Source organism: Nocardia sp. NPDC004278, assembly GCF_053602975.1.
In genome coordinates this window covers 8,816-25,756 of record NZ_JBSGEQ010000018.1, presented here as the reverse complement: position 1 = coordinate 25,756, position 16,941 = coordinate 8,816, and the positions used below count along the sequence as shown (strand labels likewise).

The window sequence follows — 16,941 nt, the reverse complement described above, 5'->3', positions numbered from 1 at the left end:
CGATAGCGGCGGCATGGGCTTTCGATGCGTTACGGGTCTTTGTGTCGTGGCGGGAGTGCGGCGACGCCGACGGCGATCACAGCCAGTAGTGCGGGCAGTTGGACCCACAGGGAGCCACCCATGTATCCGCCTGCGGCGCGCCATGGTCCGGTGGATAGGGCTGCCGCGGCGGTGGCGGTGCCGAGGCCAGCAATGGCGGCAAGGACTTTCGACGTTATCCGTGCGGAGAAGCGAGTCGCGGCGAGCGCGATCACGGTGAGCACGGTGCCGACCGGTCCGGCGATAACCGTTGCGACAGCGCCGATTCCGATCGCGCCGAGGATGCGATTGCCCCATGTGGTCGGAGTCGGCCCGTTGTCCACAGTCCGGTCGATTGCATTCACGCTGGAGTTGGCTGCGTCTCCACTGGAGTCAGCTGCGTTCGGGTCGAGATCGGCAACGTTCGCGTTGGATTCCGCGGTGTGTGCCTTGGGTTGGGCTTCGTCTGTACCGGAGTCGGCAACGTTTGCACCAGAGTCGGCATTGTTCGCGTTGGGAGCGTGGGTGTTCGCGCTCGGGTTGGTTGCGTTCGCATCGGAGTCGCCTGCGTTCGGACCGGGGGGGGCTGCACCGGTATTGGAGTTGCCAACATTCGCGTTGGGGTCGGCGGCGTCCGCACCAGAGTCGGCAACGTTCGAGCCGGGGTCGGCGGCGCTTGCACTGGAGTCGGCAACGTTTGCGTCGGGGTTGGCTGCGTCCGCGTTGGAGTCGACAACTCGCATGGTGGAGTCGGTACGGCTGGGTGTATCAGTCGCATTTCGGTTGGCGTCTGGGCTCGTGCGGGATCTCGACTCTGAGCCGCCAGCAGTCGGGATCCGGCGGGGGCGGGGGATGGCCAGCAGGACCAACGGGATCAGTAGCAGCAGACCGCCGAAGATGCTGAGGCGGTACCAGCGGTCGATGGGGAAGGAGACGGTGATCGGGCCGGATGGTTTCGATCCCGAGTCCGGTAGCAGCCAGCCCTGCTGCCATCCGTTGACCACGATCGGTTCGAGTGCACTGCCGTCGGCAGCGCTTGCCCGCCATCCGACATTGGTGCTGAGCGGCAGGACGAGCAGTTGTTTCCCGTGATCGGATCGGCCGATACCGGTGGCGGCGGAATCGGTGCGGTTCAGGCGAAGTCGGTCGACGGAGAAGAGTGAGGTCGGCGCGACCGTCACATCGGCTCGCCCGGTGGGTACCGCGATCTCATCGGCGCCGACCGAATCTGTGGGAAGTTCCGAATTCGTGCACACCCGCGCGGGAACCGGTGCACCGGAACGCAATTCATCGGCCGTCGCAGTGACGGTGGTATGCACGAACCGTCCGCCGAGCGCAATCGTGGGACCCTGCGCGCACGGGATGGTGATCAACCGATCGGGCCCGGCGGGCGCGGGATACTCCGGTCCGAGCACCGACACCTCGGCGAGCCCGGGCGGTTGTGTGACGGCGAAGCCCAGCGCGGTGCGATCGAGTACCGGCCGCCAACTCTGGATGCTCAGTTCGATGCGATCGGTCACCGTGGGCTGCAATGAGATTCGAGTCGGCTTGCCCGGCTCGAGTTCGCGAACCTGCGGGCCATTGCCGAGATTTACCGCCACCGCGAGCGGTGCGGCGGGCAGTTCACCGAGTGACGGTGTCAATTCCAGCCCCGTGACCAAAGCGGGTTCGGGCAGTTCCAGCTCGAGCGTTGGTTTGCCGCCTGCCAGGTTCCGCACCGAATCCTCCGGCGCCGTCCAACTCGTCCGCGGATCCCCATCGGTGGCCGCGAAGGCCGAACCGCGCAGATCGCCGACATCGGCCTTGCCGCGCGCCACGGGACGCGACTGGTCGGTCAGCAGCGCCTCCAGTTCGGGGCTCTGTCGAGTTCGCACCGTCAGCTCCGGCGTGACGGTCATCGGTTCCGGAACCGACAGCGTGCGTTCGAACGCACCGGGCTCCTCTGGCGCCAGGGCGAGTCCCTTACTACACCGAACCCGGTCCGGTGCATCGAAACAAGCACTGCGACCAGGGAATTCCTGTCCGAGATCCCAGGCATGGACCTGCGCGCCCGCCGGGGTGGGCGGCAATACCGTCCGATGCCGGATGTCGACCCGGACCGGCGCGGTGCGGACGGTGTAATCGTCCAGGGTCAGTTCGCTGATGCCGAATTGCCCACCCCGCGTGCCGTCTGCGGTACGGATGGCGGTAATGCTGAGCCAGTCGGTCTGCCCAGCTGGCAAGGAAATCGACACCGGTGCACCGGGTTCGGGAATCCGGGCCGAGACACTGCCGTGCGCGGTGCGCACCTCGACCCATTTCACCGGGTCGCCGATGGCCGCCGCACTGGTGGTCAGTTGCAGCAGTCCGGTGCCGATCGGGTGGTCGAGATCGAGCCGAAGCCACTGTCCCAGTGCGTGTTCGGCGCCATTGCTGATCCACGCGGTCGACGGATCGCCATCGACGACGGCGGCGGTCGAACTGCCCGGCGCGGATCCGCCCAACTGGGTGGCGTCGGCGGCCGAACTCGATGCGGTGATCGTCGCGCCGGACCATTCCCCGCGCACCAACTCCGCGCCTGGGACGGAATAGTCGGGCACCAGATTATGGGTGCGGCGCGCATCGTCCGGTGCGCGCAGCGCCGAATTGTGGTTGTCCACCTTGCCGAAATCGGCCTCCCGCGCCATCGGCGTATCCGTGACGGTCAATGGCCCGATCGGCAGTCCGGCGGCGGTTGCATCGGATGCGAGCAGCCTCGGCGCGGTATCGGCATCACGATGCAGCCGTTCGAGTACCTCGGACCCGCCCTGCATCGTCTCGACCTCGGCCAGCGGCACCGTGTATGCGCCGGGGAACGACGTCGGAGCGCCGGTGCCGCTGTGTATTTCGACGGGCGTACCCGGCGGCCGTGCCTCGACCCGGTATATCTCGATCGCCGGATAGGCGGGCCGCAGATCACCGTCGACGACCAGATGGTCGGAGATGACGGCCGTCCCGATCGGATTGCCGAATTCGGCGACCTTGTGCAATCCGGGTGAACCGTCGATCGCCTGATGCGCCAGTATCGGCCGGGTCGAGCGTGCGGTATCCGGATCGAGATCATTGCGCAACACCAGGATTCCGATGCCCTGCTCGGTCAGCGTTGCCGCGAGACCGCTCGACGGCCTGCCGTCGGCGATCAACCGCTGCACCGAATCCATCGCGCGGATGGTGCCCGGCGGATTCAGCGGCACCGCGTCGCGGATCGCCCACGGCGTGCTCGCCAGTGCCTGCAGCGGCTCATCACGCGTCAGTCCCCACACCTGGCTGCCGAAGGGCGCGCCGGGCACCACCAGAGCCCGGGTATCGGAGGCATGGTCGGACATCCACTGCGCGGTCTGTTTCCAATACCCGGGCACCTCGTCGTAGGCCCCGCGCGGCGCCAGTTTCCCGGTCCAGGCCAATGAGGTGGACAGTGCGAGCGCAGTGAGGATCAATGCGGCGACCGCGACCGACCTGTCCCGTTCGGGATGGGCGAAGGCGCTGCGCCACACCGGCATCGGAACCGACGCGGGCAATGGCACCTTGGTCAGCAGCTGAGCCAGGCCGAGCACCAGGGGAATCCGGATCAGCGGCTCCAACTTGTGCACATTGCGCAGCGGCGCGCCACCGGCATCCAGGAATACCCGCACCGAATCCGCGAACGGCCCACTCAGCTCACCGACATATCCGGCGCAGATCCCGACCAATCCGACCAGCAGGATCAGCGCGAGCCGCCCCCGATACGGCATGGACCGCATCGCCAACCCGGCCATACCCGCCGCCGCGAGCAGTCCGGTGGCCAGCACCGCCGCGGGCTGGGTCACCAGCACCGCACCCGCGATGCGCTCCGGTGAGACGAACGGCGTCCAGCTGTCGGTGCCGCGCAGCACCTCACCAAGGGACGCCCACTGCGTGGTCACACCCGAGGATTCGATGTAGTCCAGGAACGGCGGGCTGACCTTGCCGAGCACGAGCAGCGGCACCGCCCACCAGAAGGTGGCAAGCACCAGCAGCGGAATCCAGGCCCGGGTGAATCGCCACCAGCGCCGGTTCGGCCGATACGACGCCCACCACAGCAGTGCGGGCAGAAATGCGGCGACCGTTGCCACCGCATTCACCGCGCCCATGAGCGCCAGCGCCAGCGCACTCCCGGCGGGCGAGGCGGCACCGCCGCGCTTGTGCGTGCGATAGGCGGTGCCCAATGCGGCGGGCGCGAGCAACACCCATGGCGCGAGCACCATCGGCAGCGTCTCCGATGAGATCGACCCGAGCGTGGTCAGCACCCGCGGTGAGAGTGCGAACGCGGTCGCGGCCACCACCCGGGACCCGCGACGGCCGATGCCGAGCGTTTCACAGAGCCGGACGATGCCCCAGAACCCGGCGAGCAGCAGCAACGCCCACCAGATCCGCTGGGTCACCCAGGCGGGCAGACCGAGCACATGCCCGGCCGAGAAGAATGCGCCGTGCGGAAAGAAGTATCCGTAGGCCTGGTTCTGCACCTGCCCCATCGGGGCCTGACTGCTCCACAGGTGGGCGGCGCGTTCGAGGAAGCCCAGCGGATTCTGCGCCAGATCGTATTTGGTGTCGGCGACCGTCAGGCCGGGCGCCTGCAGAAAAGTGAGCAGGAACGCCGCGACCACGGTCCCGACGAACCAGCGCCTGCCGAGCGGGGAACCGTCGAGTCGACGCGTCGTGCTATCGCCTCCGCGACGGTCGTTCGAACTGCTGTGGATCAGCGGCTGCCGTACTCAACGTTGTTGAGTAGCGAGGAGTTGGAGTCGGAGCGCTCGATATTCGGCCGCGTGTTCTGCTGCACTGCCATCGTGATGACGAACACCGCGACCGCACCCAGAACGGCGCCAGCGACCGCACTCGCAACACCAGGGACAGCAAACTTCATCGCGGCACTCCAATACATCGATGCAGGCACATTCCGGGCCAACCTAGCAGGGCGGGGCTCGATCACATACGGTCAACCCGCCGATAGCCGAATCGAATGACCTCAGTCGCTCGGAATCGCGCAGTGCAAACTGCCCAGCAAGGTGCGCAGCTTCGCGGTGGTCTCGTCCAATTCGGCATGCGGATCCGAGGCGGCCACGATCCCGCCGCCCGCGAAGGCGCGGATCGAACGACCGTCGGCGGATAGTTCCGCACTTCGGATCGCGACCACCCATTCCCCGTCGCCGTGCGCATCGCACCAGCCGACCGCGCCACCGTAGAAGCCGCGCTCCTCTTCTATATGGGCGATCGTGTCGAGGGCGAGATCGGTCGGCGTGCCACACACCGCGGGAGTGGGGTGCAGCCGGATGGCCAGGTCGAGTGCGGTTGTCGCGGGATCGCGCAGACGGCCGGTGATCGGGGTGGCCAGATGCCAGACCTCGTGCGTATTGATCAGCTGCGGGCCGTCCGGGATGGTCAGTTCCGCGCAGACCGGCGCGAGCACCTCCCGGATCCATTCGATGACGAAGGCGTGCTCGTCGCGATTCTTGGTGCTGGACAACAACTCTCGCGCCTGTGCGGCATCGGCATCCGGATCGGCCAGGCGCGGCAGCGTGCCAGCGAGCGGGTGCAGCGTGACGGTGGCGCCGTGCCGTGCGACCAAAACCTCCGGGGTGGCGCCGACCAGTGTCGCGCCGGGGCGACCCGCGGCGGTCAGATCGACCGCGAACACATTCGCGTGCGGATGCCTGGTCAGCAGATGTCCCGCGACCAGCTCCGGATCCAGCGCACTATCGGCTTCGGCCAGTACCGAGCGGGCGGCGACGACCTTGCGCAGCGGCTGCGCCGGATCCTGCAACTGCTCGACCAGTTTCGTCACCCGTGCGATATGTTCGGCCGGACTTGGTATTTCGGTGATGACCCGAACGGCGGGCAGTTCGGGCAGCGCCGCGGGCCGCCACGGCCCGACGGTGCGTTGCGCCTGCTCGGGCACGCTCAGCGCGGCCGGATTCCGCGGATCGAACGGCAGTGCCCCGACGATCAGCTCCGCGGATCCGTCTCGTAGCGCCGCCACCGCCCGCGCCACCTCCTCGAAGGCGACCCGGGTCCCCGAGGCACGGACCACTCCACCGGGCTGGGCGAGCAAGAAACCGTTCATGATCCTTCGACCCTAACCCCGCAAACCCCGCGCGAAGCCACTCGAGCGATCCAAATCTCAGCGGCGCGGCTCCCTGCCGGGCGGCACCATGAGCACCGGACGGTGGCAGTGCTTGAGTACGGCGTCGGCGACGCTGCTGTGTATCAGGGCGCGAATGCCGGTGGCGCCGCGGGTGCCCGCCACGATGATGTCGACGTCGAGGTCGTCGGCGGCTTCGACAATGGCGTTCCATATCGTGGAAGTGCATTCGGCGGTGCGCGCCTCGGCATTGAGCCCGGCGAGTTTGGCGAGGCGGACGCCCTCGATATTGATATGGCGCGCGTCGACATAGGCGATGTCCTCGATCTCCTCATCGGGGACCCACTCCGGCTGCATCACACCCGAGAGTCCGGACAGCCGAGCGGCCTGGCGCACCATCGGTTCCCACGCGGTGAGCACCACGGCTCTATTCGCCGAGAGAAATCGGCCTGCGTATTCGATGGCCCGCTTGGCATTCTCGGAGCCGTCATAGGCGATGAGCATTAGATCGCACGGCACGATGACCTCCTGATGGGAGTCACATGGCTACGCCACAACATTACTCCGGACCAGCCTGCCCCGCGGTGTGCCGCGCGCGGATAATCTGCGCATATGTCCAATGCGAACGAACTGGTGTTCTTCGGCAGGCATGAGATCGAGCCACGGACGCTGCTGTATTACGAATGGCGGCAACGGCTCGAATCGGGCTATCTGGTGGCCGAGTTCGAGTCGGATGTGCGCACGCTTGCCACCGCCGATCATGCCGACCCTGCGGCGTGCTGGACGCTATTCGACCGGCTCGAAACCGCCGAGCGCGATCCCGGCTGGAGTTATGACGAGTCGGATCTGCCCGAACCGACTGCGTCGCAAGCAATCGAGTCGGTGGTCTCGGATTTATCCGATGCCGAACTGTTCGAGCGGATTCACGGTGGCTGGCTCGGACGCTGTGTGGGCTGCACACTCGGTAAACCGCTGGAGAATGGATTCGTCTGGACGCCTGCGCGAATACGCGGCTATCTCGAACGCGCCCGCGCCTATCCGCTGACCGACTATGTGCCCGCATTATTACCGCCGTCGACGGAGTATCCGCTGAATCCGAGCTGGCCGGTATCGGTGCAGGGGTGTATCGACGGAGCTCCGCGCGATGACGATATCGATTACACCGTGCTCGGACTGCATCTATTGGAAACGTGCGGAAAGAATTTCACCCGATCCGATGTTGCGGACGCGTGGCTGGAGCATCTGCCGTTCCTGCAGACCTACACCGCGGAGCGGGTCGCCTACCGCAATTTGATCAACGGCTTGGCCCCGCCGCGGGTGGCTCGGTATCGAAATCCGTATCGCGAGTGGATCGGTGCGATGATTCGCGCCGATATCTTCGGCTATATCAGTCCGGGTGATCCGGTGCGCGCTGCCGCACTCGCCGCGTGCGACGCCGGACTCTCACATACCGGCAACGGTGTCTACGCGGCGATGTGGGCGGCCGCACTGGTCGCTGCCGCCTTCACCGCCGACGGCATAGCGTCTGCGCTTTCCATTGCCCAACAATGCATTCCGGAAGGTTCGAGGTTGTCCGCCGCGGTCGCGGAGGTTATCGCGGACCGGGAAAGCGGCATGTCCTGGGAGCGGGCCGTCGCGGCCATCCACCGCCGCCACGACCACTACAACTGGGTGCACGCCGTTCCGAACGCCTGCCTCGTCACCGCCGGATTGCTTTGGGGCGCAGGCGATTTCACCCGCACCATCGGGCTCACCGTACAAGGTGGTTGCGATACCGACTCCAACGGCGCCACCGCGGGCTCGGTCGCCGGAATCCTGGTCGGCACCGCCATCCCGGCGCACTGGACCGACCCGTTCCACGACCGGCTGCACAGTGCGGTCTTCGGCTACGACGGCAGCCGCATATCCGACCTGGCCCGCAGGACCCAGCGACTCGCCGCTAGCACTACCTGAGTCGGATCGACCCGAGCGCGCCGACTACCGTGGACACATGCGAAAGACGCCTCTCGTCATGCTCGCAATCCTCGCCGCCGTCGCGACCGGCTGCTCCAGCGGCGACTCCAGCTCCGCGCCGTCGCCATCGGCGACCCCCGGCCTCACGACCGGAGCTGCGACCGGTGCCACCACACCCGCCACCAGCCCGGTGAAGCGCGGCTGCGATGCCGACTACCTCGCAAAACTCACGTTGCGAGAGAAGTTGGGCCAGCTCCTGACAGTCGGTGTCACCGGCGCCGACGATGCCACGAATGTGGTGCGCACCTCCCAGGTCGGCGGCATTTTCGTGGGCGGATGGACCGATAAGTCACTGCTGGGCAGTGGTCTGATCGAACAGGTCAAGGCGGTGGCCAAGGTGCCGCTGATGGTGACCATCGATGAGGAGGGCGGCCGCGTCTCCCGAGCCAAGGACCTGATCGGTGCGGCGCCATCGGCTCGGGCGACCGCCCAGACCATGACCGCCCAGCAGTTCCACGATGCCACCGTGACCCGTGGCCGGGCGCTGAAGGATCTGGGCGTGACGGTGGACTTCGCACCCGATGTCGATGTGAGCAGCCAGCCCGACGATTCGGTGATCGGTGACCGCTCCTTCTCCGACGACCCCGCAGTGGTCACCGAGTACGCCGACGTCTACATCCGCGCCATGAAGGAGGTCGGTGTCGGCACGGTCATGAAGCACTTCCCGGGGCACGGTTCCGGATCGGGCGATTCGCATACCGGTGCCGTGCGCACCCCGCCGCTGTCCCAGCTGCAGAATGTCGACCTGGCTCCGTTCCGCAATCTCATCGATTCCGGCGCCGCCGTGATGGTCGGCCACCTCGACGTACCCGACCTGACCACCCCCGATGTGCCCGCCAGCATCAGCCCGCAGGCGATGTCGCTGCTGCGCGACGGCACCGGCTATGGCGCCGCCCCGTTCCAGGGCCCGATTTTCACCGATGACCTCGGCGGTATGGCCGCCATCACCAGCCGGATGAGCATCGAGGATGCGGTCGAGGCCGCGCTGGTCGCCGGTGCGGATAGCGCGCTCTGGATCACCACCGATGCGGTGCCCCAGGTGCTGGACCGGCTGGAGCAGGCGGTGTCGAATGGTCGGCTGAGCGCGGCTCGGGTCGACGAGTCGGTGCTGCGGATGGCGCGGTACAAGGGTGCGCTGCAGACCTGCTGAGCTGCCGTTTTGGCGCGACTGGCGAGTAGCCGCCGCGGACCCGTTCGAGTGACGGCAAGCAATCGCTGCTGACCCTTTCGGGCGACCTGCGAGCAGAAGCTGCGGGCCGTCGTCGTATGTTGTACAGCCGCGTTGTCGGAGGATGCCCGTAGTATCGCTCTGCTGGACGGTTGCACAGCTGTGTCAGCAAATCCAAGGACATCGCGGTCCTAAGGAAGGAGCTCAGCGTCGCCCAGCGTGGTGAAGTTGCGAACGCGCAATCCGACCCGCCGAACTTACCTTGGAGTAATATAAAAGCTTCACCATGGTAGGAGAGTGAATGGCGGGCGGGACGAAGCGACTTCCTCGGGCGGTCCGTGAGCAGCAGATGCTCGACGCCGCGGTCGAGGTGTTCTCGCGTAGGGGGTTCCACGACACGTCGATGGACGCGATCGCCGCCGAGGCGAAGATCTCCAAGCCGATGCTGTACCTGTACTACGGCTCCAAGGATGAATTGTTCCGTGCCTGCATCCAGCGGGAGGGGCTGCGCTTCATCGAATCGGTAGCACCGGCGGGCAACCCCCAGCTGTCCCCGCATGAGCAGGTCCGCACAGCCCTCGAGGGTTTCCTCGGCTTCGTCGACCGCAACCGCAACTCCTGGCAGGTCCTCTACCGCCAGGCAATCGGCCAGCAAGCCTTCGCCTCGGAAATCGAGAACGCCCGCGAACGAGTCATCGAACTAACCGCCAAACTCCTCGAATCCAGTGCAAAACACGCCGAACCCGGCACCAACTTCGACGTAGTCGCGGTAGCCGTCATCGGCGCTGGCGAAGCAATCGCCGACCGAGTAGCCAGCGGCCGCATCGAGGTATCCGAGGCCGTAGACCTCCTCGACGATTTGGCTTGGCGCGGTCTTGCGGGCCGCAAGAAGGCCGAGTAGCAGCCGCTGGGTTCGGCGGGGACGGTGCAGACGAGCCGCTGGGGCCGGGTGAGGAAAATCGTTGGTCGCGTAGCCAGCGGGTGTATTGAGGTGGCCGGGGTAAATCTCCGGGCGACTCGCTTGGTGGCAGCCGGTGGGGTGGCTCGGCTTGCGGCTGTGTTGGTGGGCTGCGAGAGTGCGGGTGGTCGAAGATAGGGACCGGCGCAGTGGCCGGGGAACGGGGCGGAATTGTTCGGGATGTTGCGGCCGTGTTCGCATGGGGCCGAGAAGTATGGGATCGATTCCGCCGAGTGGCGCACGCATATGTGCGGGCTGTGTTTGGGGCTGCGGGATGGGCATGGGCAGTTGGCGCGGGCGGCGACCAATACCGATGCGATTGTGCTGAGTGTGCTGACCGAGGCGCAGCTGTCGGGTCCGATGGCGCGGACCACGGCCGGACCGTGTGCGCTGCGCGGGATGCGCCGGGCGGAGGTGGCGGCGGCGGATTCACCGGGGGTGCTGCTGGCTTCCATCGCGTCACTGTTGTTGGGATCGGCCAAGATTCGCGATCACGTCGATGACGGTGACGGCACCGCGCTCACCCGGCGTCCGATGACGAAGGTGTCGAGCCGCTGGGCGGACCGCGCACGATCGCAGGCGTCGCTGATCGGCCTGGATGTGGAACCACTTGTTGCCGCGATCAATTCGCAGGCGCACCTGGAAACTCTGGCTCCCGCAATCTCTCTCGACGATCTGACCGCCCCGACGCAGATCTGCGCTGCGGAACTGTTCGCCCACACCGCGGTGTTGGCCGATCGTCCAGAGAACATCGCCGCATTGCGAGAGGCCGGTAGGCATTTCGGCCGAATCGCACACCTCACGGATGCCGTCGATGACTTCGATGAGGATCGGACGCGCGGTCGCTTCAACCCACTCGCCGCCACCGGAACCACCATGCCGGAGGCCTACGACCTTCTGCGGCAGTCCGATTCGCAGCTGCGCAAGGCGGTCGCCGAGGTCCAACTGGACCAGATCCCCACCATCCGCTGGATGCTGCTCGACCCACTGCACGCCCTGGTCCGCCGAGTCGGCCGCGGCATCGGCGCAACCGCCCACGCCTGCAACGTGTCCCGCCACACCGCCACCGCGCAATACCCGGCCCCGCCGCCCGACTTCGAAAAGCGCCCACCGGTCCGCCGCCCCGGCATCGGCGAGGCCCTCGCACTGGTCCTCGGCGTCTATTGCACCGGCTACGCCTGCTGCGCCGATCACACCAACCCTTGCAATGGCCAACGCAAGGATGCCTGGATCAAGAACTGCGACTGCGACTGCTGCGACTGCGGCGACTGCTGCGATTGCTGTGACTGCGGTTGCGACTGTGGCGACTGCGGCTGCGATTGCGGCTGCTGATCACCCCATCTGGGTAGTCGAATAGTCGATTTCGTCGATATCCGCGGCCAAGTCGGCCAGACCGAGATCCGGGTTCGACGCGGCGACGATCTCGTCCGTCAATGGCCCGAGGCTGAAGATATGGGCGACAGCGCCGAGAGCCACCGCGACTTCGTAGTAGCTCTCCGCGAACTCGCGGTACCCGTCGGGGCGACCGGCGGACCGTCTCGTATACGGACATGTCGCAATTCGAGCATCGTGAAACGCGCAGAGCCGCATCCGAAATCGGATGCGGCTCCGTGAGCGATCGAATTCAGCGCAGGGTGGCCGTCAGATGCGAGTACCCCTTCTGCGGGTGCAGCAAGGCCAGATCCCAGCCACCTTCGGCCTTATCAGCGTACACGTTCACCGTGGACGGCAGCAGAATCGGCTTGCCGAATTTGACCGCGTAGGTCGCCTTTTCCGGGATCCGCCCCTCGACATTGGCGAGGATATTCGCGGCCGACCACATGCCGTGTGCGATCGCCCTCGGGAATCCGAAGGCCTTGGCGCCCAGGGCCGAGGTATGGATCGGGTTGTGGTCACCGGAGGCGGCCGCGTACCGGGTGATCGTCTTCTGATCGACCCGAATGGTCCGCATCGGCGGCGGCGGAACCTCTTCCGGCTTCGGCTCGGGCTTCGGCTCACCGGAGAGCGAGGTGCGCTGCTGGTGCAGGAAGGTGGTGACCTGACGCCACACCAGTTCCCGGCCGACGCTCACCTCGGTGATCGCATCCACGAGCAGCCCCTTCGGGTGCTCACGCAGGTTCTCGATGTGCGTCTTGAAGTCCAGCGGCTCGCTCACCGAGATCTCGCGGGTGCGCTCGATCAGGTTCTGCGCGTGCACCGCACCCACCGCGACGAACGGAAAGTCGCGTGCCACAACCAGTTGCATCGCCAGCGGGAAGCTGAGGATGAACGGGTAGGTCAGCGGCAGCGAATCACCGAACCGCAGCCCGGTCGCGCGGCAGTACGCGGCCAGGTGATCCGGATCCACCCGCAGCCCGTCCAGCCGCACGACGCGATCGGGCACGGTCGACTTGCGTGCCGAGATCAGCGGCACCGGTACCGCACCCAGCGCGGCCTTGACGAACAGGCTGCTGTTCTTGGGAGGTTCGGTGAGCGTGATCATTTCCGTCATCATGCTCCGATCAGGCTCTGTCCGCAGACCCGAACCACATTGCCGCTCACCGCATTCGACGCCGGGCTGGCGAAGTAGGCGATGGTCTCGGCGACGTCGACGGTCTGCCCGCCCTGCAGCAGCGAGCTCATCAGACGACCGGCCTCGCGGGTGGCCAGCGGAATGGCTGCGGTCATGGCGGTTTCGATGAAGCCGGGCGCGACCGCGTTGATGGTGATGCCCTTCTCGGCCAGTTTCGGCGCCTCGGCATTGACCATGCCGATGACACCGGCCTTGGAGGCGCCGTAGTTGGTCTGGCCGCGGTTGCCCGCGATGCCCGCGATGGAGGAAACGTCGATCACGCGGCCGCCTTCCTGCAGCGCGCCACGCGCCACCAGCCCCTCGGTAATGCGGTGCGGTGCGGCGAGATTCACGTTGATGACCGACTTCCAGCGGCCCTCGTCCATATTGGCGAGCAGCTTGTCACGGGTGATGCCCGCGTTGTGCACGATGATATCGATGCCGCCGAAGCGCTCGGTGGCGAATTCGGCCAACTTCTCCGCGGCGTCCGACGCGGTCACGTCGAGTGCGAGCGCGGTGCCGCCGACCCTGTTCGCGGTGGCCGACAGGGCCTCACCGGCGGCCGGGATATCGGCGACGATCACGGTCGCGCCGTCGCGGGCGAATACCTCGGCGATGGTCGCGCCGATGCCGCGCGCGGCGCCGGTGACCACGGCGACCTTGCCGTCGAGCGGCTTGTCCCAGGCGGCCGGGGCCACCGCATCGGCCTTGCCGACCCGGATGACCTGACCGTCGACGAATGCCGACTTGGCCGAAAGCAGGAAGCGGAGCGTGGATTCCAGTCCGGACGCGGTCGCGGACGCCTCCGGATGCAGGTACACCAGCTGGGCGGTGGCGCCGCGCAGCAGTTCCTTGGCGACGCTGCGGGTGAAGCCCTCGAGCGCGCGCTGGGCGATCTGCTCGTCGACGCTCGCGGTCAGCTCGGGCGTGGTGCCGATGACCACGATGCGACCGGATGCGGCAACGCTGCGCATGGCAGGTTGGAAGAATTCGAACAGCTGCGACAGATCCTCGATCGAGCCGACGCCGGTCGCGTCGAACACCAGCGCGCCGTACTTCTGCCCGGCGGCGGGCGCATCGGCGAAGGTGTAGTCCGACAGCAGGGTGCGCACGGGTTCGGCGACCCGGCCCTTGCCGCCGAGCAGTACCGGACCGGGCAGCGGCGGCTCACCGGCCCGATAGCGGCGCAGGTTCTCCGGCTGCGGCAAGCCGAGCTTGCTCGCCAGGAATTGGCCCGGAGCGGAGTGTACGAACGATCCGTAGAGGTTGGGAGCACCCTTGCTCTTGCTGACGGCCACTGTTTCTCCCTTTTCTGTGTCTCGTGTGTCGTGGTTTCGGCTCGCGCCCTGCCGAATGGTCTGCGCACTCACTACATGCCCCGGCGCGAATTTACGCAGACTTCCGGGGGTACGGTGTCGACAATAAACTTACTCCAGAGTAAGTTTAAAGTAAACCAACCGCGACGGGGCGCCGATCTGCGCGGACACTTCCGCGCCGAACGGCCCACCGGGCACCCGACGAGACCTTGGAGACTCGAGTGACAACCAAAGCCCGTTCAGCGAAGAGCACGGCAAAGAAGGCCCCGCGCCCGATCGCCATCGTGGGCGGCAACCGGATTCCGTTCGCCCGCTCCGATAAGGCCTATGCCCACGCCTCGAACCAGGACATGTTCACCGCCGCGTTGGACGGGCTGGTCAGCCGGTTCGGCCTGCAGGGCGAACGCCTCGGCATGGTCGTCGGCGGCGCGGTGCTCAAGCGCGTCGGCGAGCACGGCATGGTCCGCGAGAGCGTGCTCGGCAGCAAGCTGTCGCCCTACACCCCGGCCCACGACCTCCAATTGGCTTGCGGTACCGGCCTGCAGGCGGTTGTCACCGTCGGTGACGCGATCGCCGCCGGACGCATCGAGGTCGGTATCGGCGGCGGCACCGACACCACCAGCGATGCCCCGATCGGGGTCAGCGATGCGATGCGCGAGTGGATGCTCGACGCGAACCGCGCCAAGACCACCAAGGACCGCCTCAAGCTGGTCGGCCAGCTGCGCCCCGGCATGCTCGGCATCGAAATCCCGCGCAATGCCGAACCGCGCACCGGGCTGTCCATGGGTGAGCACGCCGCCATTACCGCCAAGGAATTCGGCATTTCACGCGAGGCCCAGGACGAACTGGCCTACCTGTCGCACAAGAATATGGCCGCCGCCTACGACCGCGGCTTCTTCGACGACCTGATCACCCCGTTCCTCGGCCTGACCCGCGACGACAACCTGCGCCCCGGCTCGACCATCGAAAAGCTGGCTACCCTGAAGCCGGTCTTCGGGGTCAAGGCGGGCGGTGCCACCATGACCGCCGGCAACTCCACCCCGCTCACCGACGGCGCCTCCGCGGTACTGCTGTCCAGCGACGAATGGGCCGCCGAGCACAACCTGCCGGTGCTCGCACATCTGGTCGACTCCGAGGTCGCCGCGGTCGATTACATCCACGGCCCCGACGGGCTGCTGATGGCGCCCACCTACGCGGTGCCGCGCATGCTGGCTCGAAACGGCCTGACCCTGCAGGACTTCGACTACTACGAGATCCACGAGGCCTTCGCCTCGGTCGTGCTCGCCACCCTGCAGGCGTGGGAGTCGGATCAGTACTGCAAGGAGCGCCTCGGCCTGGACGGCGCGCTCGGTTCGATCGATCGCAGCAAGCTCAATATCAACGGTTCCTCACTCGCCGCGGGTCACCCGTTCGCCGCGACCGGCGGTCGCATCGTCGCCTCCACGGCGAAGATGCTGGCGGAGAAGGGATCCGGCCGCGCGCTGATCTCCATCTGTGCCGCGGGCGGCCAGGGCGTCGTCGCGATCCTGGAGCGCTGATCTCGCCTCCCCGAATATTTAGGCGCCAGACTCGAGTGCGACGACCGTGGCGTTGGCGGGTGGCGGGCAGGCGGTGGCTGGGTTAGCCCGTCCCCGATGAGTTACCCATGTGCTGACGAGATCAGCTGTCGCCTTCGAGCAGGCACGAGACAGGGTGGTATTCGGTCGTTTCCACGACCGAATACCACCCCTGGCGTTCAATCATGTGCCGCCGCGGCACGACGCTCGACCAGCGCGCGGGTGATCTCGGCGAGTCGGTCCGCGGGAACCTCCACGGCGCCATCGGAATTGATGACGACCACGGTCGGATAGATGCCCCGGGTGAGATCCGGTCCGCCGGTGGCGGTGTCGTCCTCGGCGGCGTCGAAGAGCGATTCGACGGTGATCCACAGCGCCGCGTCCTCATCGATACCGCGGCGGTAGGTCTTCTTCAGCGAGGACTTCGCGAACAGCGAACCGGAGCCCACCGCGGTGTAGCCGAACCGCTCCTCGCTGCGACCGCCGACGACATCGTAGGAGAAGATCCGTCCGACCTTCTCCGGATCGGTGGCGCTCAGGTCGTAGCCGACCAGAACCGGGACCACCGCCATATCCTGCAGTGCGGCAGGCAGATTGTCGCGCACCATCTTCGACAGCTTGTTCGCCTTGCCCTCGAATGTCAGCCCGACACCCTCGATCTTCTCGTAGTGTTCGAGCTCGACGGCGAACAGCCGGATCATCTCGATGGCCATGCCCACCGTGCCCGCGAAACCCGCCGCCGAATAGGTGTCGGTGATGAACACCTTCTCCATATCCCGGCTGGCCAGGAGATTTCCCATGGTGCCGCGCCGATCACCGGCGAGCAGCACACCGCCGCGGTAGGCGACGGCCACAATCGTGGTGCCGTGTGGCGCGATGTCCCGGCCGTTCACCGTGGCATTGCCGAAATGGCTGCTGGGCAAGAGTTCTGGGGCGTATCGGCGCAGGCTCTCGGAGAAGGAAGACGTCGCGAACTCCATATCTCCACCGTAACGACTTCCGCCCCAGGCGTCAGCGCACCGAACTCCCACGGGCGGCGACGTATCGGACCAGTCCGGGTGTGCATGGAGTCAGTGTTCGGTTAGAACCGGGGCTGGTGTGAGTTGAGTTCGTGTTCGGTCAATGGACCCGGTCTGGTGTGGGTCGAGTCGGTGTTCGGTCAATGGACCCGGTCTGGTGTGGGTCGAGTCGGTGTTCGGTCAATGGACCCGGTCTGGTGTGGGTCGAGTCCGTGTTCGGTCAATGG

13 protein-coding genes are annotated in these 16,941 nt (G+C 66.6%); 5 read left to right on the top strand and 8 right to left on the bottom strand.

Annotation, left to right across the window (positions count from 1 at the left end; all coding sequences use genetic code 11):
- Positions 1 to 29 precede the first annotated feature (29 nt).
- From ACWEO2_RS25485 to ACWEO2_RS25470, 4 genes are all read right to left on the bottom strand, one after another.
- Positions 30 to 4,658: an alpha-(1->3)-arabinofuranosyltransferase domain-containing protein gene (locus ACWEO2_RS25485; RefSeq protein WP_452407606.1), complete on the bottom strand. Its 4,629-nt coding sequence runs from the start codon at positions 4,656 to 4,658 to the stop codon at positions 30 to 32.
- Positions 4,659 to 4,750: 92 nt separating this feature from the next.
- Positions 4,751 to 4,918, bottom strand: coding sequence for a DUF2613 domain-containing protein (locus tag ACWEO2_RS25480; protein WP_354956594.1), 168 nt, complete (start codon positions 4,916 to 4,918; stop codon positions 4,751 to 4,753).
- Positions 4,919 to 5,020: 102 nt separating this feature from the next.
- The gene (locus tag ACWEO2_RS25475) at positions 5,021 to 6,115 is read right to left on the bottom strand and encodes an isochorismate synthase (RefSeq protein ID WP_452407605.1); all 1,095 of its coding nucleotides are present in this window, start codon (positions 6,113 to 6,115) and stop codon (positions 5,021 to 5,023) included.
- 57 nt (positions 6,116 to 6,172) lie between these two features.
- Positions 6,173 to 6,652, bottom strand: coding sequence for a universal stress protein (locus tag ACWEO2_RS25470; RefSeq protein ID WP_452407604.1), 480 nt, complete (start codon positions 6,650 to 6,652; stop codon positions 6,173 to 6,175).
- Between the two features lie 93 nt (positions 6,653 to 6,745).
- On the opposite strand from ACWEO2_RS25470, the gene ACWEO2_RS25465 reads away from it, so the two are divergent.
- From ACWEO2_RS25465 to ACWEO2_RS25450, 4 genes are all read left to right on the top strand, one after another.
- Positions 6,746 to 8,086, top strand: coding sequence for an ADP-ribosylglycohydrolase family protein (locus ACWEO2_RS25465; protein ID WP_452407603.1), 1,341 nt, complete (start codon positions 6,746 to 6,748; stop codon positions 8,084 to 8,086).
- A 37-nt stretch (positions 8,087 to 8,123) separates the two neighbouring features.
- Complete coding sequence (locus ACWEO2_RS25460; RefSeq protein ID WP_452407602.1) at positions 8,124 to 9,296, top strand: glycoside hydrolase family 3 N-terminal domain-containing protein; 1,173 nt, start codon at positions 8,124 to 8,126, stop codon at positions 9,294 to 9,296.
- 319 nt (positions 9,297 to 9,615) lie between these two features.
- Positions 9,616 to 10,215, top strand: coding sequence for a TetR/AcrR family transcriptional regulator (locus ACWEO2_RS25455; RefSeq protein WP_354956604.1), 600 nt, complete (start codon positions 9,616 to 9,618; stop codon positions 10,213 to 10,215).
- A gap of 237 nt (positions 10,216 to 10,452) precedes the next feature.
- The gene (locus ACWEO2_RS25450) at positions 10,453 to 11,604 is read left to right on the top strand and encodes a DUF5685 family protein (protein WP_452407601.1); all 1,152 of its coding nucleotides are present in this window, start codon (positions 10,453 to 10,455) and stop codon (positions 11,602 to 11,604) included.
- Here the strand turns inward: ACWEO2_RS25450 and ACWEO2_RS25445 are convergent, their stop codons facing one another.
- The 3 genes from ACWEO2_RS25445 to ACWEO2_RS25435 all read right to left on the bottom strand — a co-directional run bounded on the left by ACWEO2_RS25445 (position 11,605) and on the right by ACWEO2_RS25435 (position 14,121).
- On the bottom strand, positions 11,605 to 11,748 hold the full coding sequence (locus ACWEO2_RS25445) for a hypothetical protein (RefSeq protein ID WP_452407600.1): 144 nt from the start codon (positions 11,746 to 11,748) through the stop codon (positions 11,605 to 11,607).
- A 148-nt stretch (positions 11,749 to 11,896) separates the two neighbouring features.
- Positions 11,897 to 12,763: a MaoC/PaaZ C-terminal domain-containing protein gene (locus tag ACWEO2_RS25440; protein ID WP_452407599.1), complete on the bottom strand. Its 867-nt coding sequence runs from the start codon at positions 12,761 to 12,763 to the stop codon at positions 11,897 to 11,899.
- Complete coding sequence (locus tag ACWEO2_RS25435) at positions 12,763 to 14,121, bottom strand: 3-oxoacyl-ACP reductase (RefSeq protein ID WP_452407598.1); 1,359 nt, start codon at positions 14,119 to 14,121, stop codon at positions 12,763 to 12,765. The genes ACWEO2_RS25440 and ACWEO2_RS25435 overlap by 1 nt, the downstream gene beginning before the upstream one ends.
- Positions 14,122 to 14,360: 239 nt before the next feature.
- On the opposite strand from ACWEO2_RS25435, the gene ACWEO2_RS25430 reads away from it, so the two are divergent.
- Positions 14,361 to 15,677: an acetyl-CoA C-acetyltransferase gene (locus tag ACWEO2_RS25430; protein ID WP_452407597.1), complete on the top strand. Its 1,317-nt coding sequence runs from the start codon at positions 14,361 to 14,363 to the stop codon at positions 15,675 to 15,677.
- A gap of 197 nt (positions 15,678 to 15,874) precedes the next feature.
- On the opposite strand, the gene prcB is transcribed toward ACWEO2_RS25430, so the two are convergent.
- A complete protein-coding gene (prcB, locus tag ACWEO2_RS25425; RefSeq protein ID WP_452407596.1) occupies positions 15,875 to 16,675 on the bottom strand; it encodes a proteasome subunit beta in 801 nt (266 codons plus the stop codon).
- Between the last annotated feature and the right edge of the window lie 266 nt (positions 16,676 to 16,941).